This is a genomic window from Mesorhizobium sp. M4A.F.Ca.ET.020.02.1.1, from assembly GCF_004022645.1.
Taxonomy (GTDB): Bacteria; Pseudomonadota; Alphaproteobacteria; order Rhizobiales; family Rhizobiaceae; genus Mesorhizobium.
Window position 1 is genome coordinate 1 of the sequence record NZ_RZOI01001171.1, and the last position, 1,062, is coordinate 1,062.

Sequence of the window (1,062 nt, forward strand, 5' to 3'; positions counted from 1 at the left end):
GCCGATGCAGATCTATTCGATGATCCGCTTCGGCATCACGCCGGAGATCAACGCGCTGGCGACCATCGTCATGGCGGTTTCGATCACCGCGCTGACCCTTTCGCAGCGGCTCAATCGTGGGGTTATCGGCCAATGAGCGAACCGCGCACGCTGCTTCGGATCGATCGCGTGTCGAAGAATTTCGGCCGCGTGAGAGCCGTCGACGGCATTTCGCTCGACATCCGCGAGAACGAATTCTTCGCCCTGCTCGGCCCCTCCGGCTGCGGCAAGACCACGCTGTTGCGCATGCTGGCCGGCTTCGAGACGCCGAGCGACGGCCAGATCCTGCTCGACGGGCGCGATATCGCCCGCACGCCGCCCAACAAGCGGCCGGTCAATCTGATGTTCCAGTCCTACGCGCTGTTTCCGCATATGAGCGTCAGGGCCAATGTCTCCTATGGGCTCGAAATGGAGCGCCTACCGGCGGCCGAAATCCGCAGCCGTGTCGACGCCATCCTGGCGACCACCGAGCTGGTGCCCTTCGCCGATCGCAAGCCTGAGCAATTGTCGGGCGGCCAGAAGCAGCGCGTCGCGCTCGCCCGGGCCTTGGTCAAGCGGCCGCGCCTGCTGTTGCTCGACGAGCCGCTCGGCGCGCTCGACAAAAAGCTGCGCGGCGCCATGCAGCTCGAATTGAAGCGCCTGCAGCACGAGGTCGGCATCACCTTCGTCATCGTCACCCACGACCAGGAGGAATCGCTGGTCATGGCCGACCGCATGGCGGTGCTGAAGGATGGCAGGCTGTTGCAATGCGATACGCCGCACGCGATCTACGAACATCCTTCCGACCGCTTCGTCGCCGACTTTATCGGCGTGATGAATTTTGTTCCCGGTCGTGCTGACGGCAACGGCGTCCAGGCGACGAATGGCACGAAGATCACCGGTAAGGTTTCGGCGACACTTTCGTCGGGCGCCTCGGCTGTCGCCGCTGTGCGGCCCGAACGTATCCGGCTGTTTCCGTCGCCCGACACCGCCAACCGCGTTGCCGGCACGGTCGAGGCGCTCGCCTATCAGGGTCTCGACCTG

General features: G+C 64.5%; 1 protein-coding gene and 1 pseudogene. Both read left to right on the forward strand.

Annotated elements, in window-relative coordinates; genetic code table 11:
* A pseudogene (locus EN742_RS40300) lies at positions 1-136 on the forward strand (ABC transporter permease); the annotation flags it as partial.
* Positions 133-1,062 (forward strand): ABC transporter ATP-binding protein (locus tag EN742_RS35795; protein ID WP_148670565.1); only part of this gene is annotated, 930 nt, incomplete at its 3' end. The pseudogene EN742_RS40300 and the gene EN742_RS35795, both read left to right, overlap by 4 nt.